The 1,490-nt window shown below is 40.5% G+C and carries 1 protein-coding gene and 1 pseudogene; both read right to left on the reverse strand.

All coding sequences use genetic code 11. From position 1 onward, the window contains the following. The coding region (gene glmS / locus VXQ92_RS17615; protein ID WP_416682685.1) for a glutamine--fructose-6-phosphate transaminase (isomerizing) at positions 1-1,177 on the reverse strand (1,177 nt) is incomplete at its 3' end. A gap of 12 nt (positions 1,178-1,189) precedes the next feature. Continuing rightward, positions 1,190-1,490: pseudogene (locus VXQ92_RS17620) on the reverse strand (DapH/DapD/GlmU-related protein); the annotation flags it as partial.

Below are 1,490 nucleotides of genomic sequence, written 5' to 3' on the forward strand. Positions count from 1 at the left end.
ATAAGTGTTGATCAGATACACGCAACATTGAAGAAGTTGCGACGTTACAGATCGTTAAAGTCTGAATGTCGATATTATTTGCTTTAGCACGTTTTTGAGTTTCACGTAGTGCAGCTAAGGTATCCGCTGTTTCACCTGATTGTGAAATACAGATGTAAAGTGTATTTTCCACAATCACTGGTGAGCGATAACGGAATTCACTCGCAATCTCAACTTGGCAAGGCACACCAATCAATTGCTCAAACCAATATTTAGCGATCATTCCTGAGTGATAACTTGTACCACACGCAATAATTTGAACACTTTGAAGTTTACTGAAATCTGCATCTGCATCTTTCAAGAAATCATCACGTAAATTGTTGCCATCAAGCGCTTGAGAAATTGTTTGTTTGATTGCTTCAGGCTGCTCATAAATTTCTTTGAGCATGTAGTGTTTATATTCACCTTTTGAAGCACTGCTTACAGTTGCATCAAGTTCTTTAACTGGACGTTCAACACGTTCACCTTTTACAAATACTTCAATTGAAGTACGAGTAAGACGGGCAATATCGCCTTCCTCTAAGTAAATAAAACGGTTTGTTACTGGTAAAAGGGCCAATTGGTCTGAACTGATAAAGTTCTCGCCAATACCCACACCAATTACAAGTGGTGAACCTTCACGTACAGTAATGAGTTCATCTGGGTAATCGCTGTGAATAATACCTAACGCATAGGCACCTTTAAGCTGAGGAACTACAGATTCTACTGCTTCAAGTAAACTATCAGTATTTTTTAGAGCTTCTGCAACTAAATGGGCTACCACTTCAGTATCTGTTTGAGAAGTAAATACATATCCTAAAGCTTGAAGGTCATCTTTAAGCTCTTGATAGTTCTCGATAATACCGTTGTGAACGACTGCTACCTTGCCTGACATGTGCGGGTGAGCATTATTTTCGGTCGGTTTACCGTGTGTTGCCCAACGGGTATGCGCAATACCAATTGCTCCAGTAAGCTGGTGTTCTGAAACAGCGTCTGCAAGATTGGCAACTTTACCAACACGGCGTTCACGTAAAATTTGCTGGTTATTGAGTAAAGCAACGCCTGCCGAATCATAACCACGATATTCAAGACGTTTTAAACCTTCAATTAAAATCTCGGTTACACAACGTTCTGCAACGCCTCCGACGATACCACACATATTTCAATCCTCTTATTTTTTAAGCTTTTGGGGACGTTGATAATTTGCTTTAGAAATTTGTTGAGCACGCTCAAAGGAGAGACTTTGTTCAGCCACATCTTTCGTAATCACAGAACCCGCACCGACTGTTGCTCCATTACCAATAGTCACAGGCGCAACCAGCGAGCTATTAGAACCGATAAAAACTGCATCGCCAATAGTGGTTTTGTGTTTATTTGCACCATCTTAATTGCAGGTGATTGTACCTGCCCCAATATTTGATTCAGCACCGATCTCGGCATCACCTAAATAGGTGAAATGGTTAGCTTTACTG

This window comes from Acinetobacter sp. 228, from assembly GCF_048147885.1.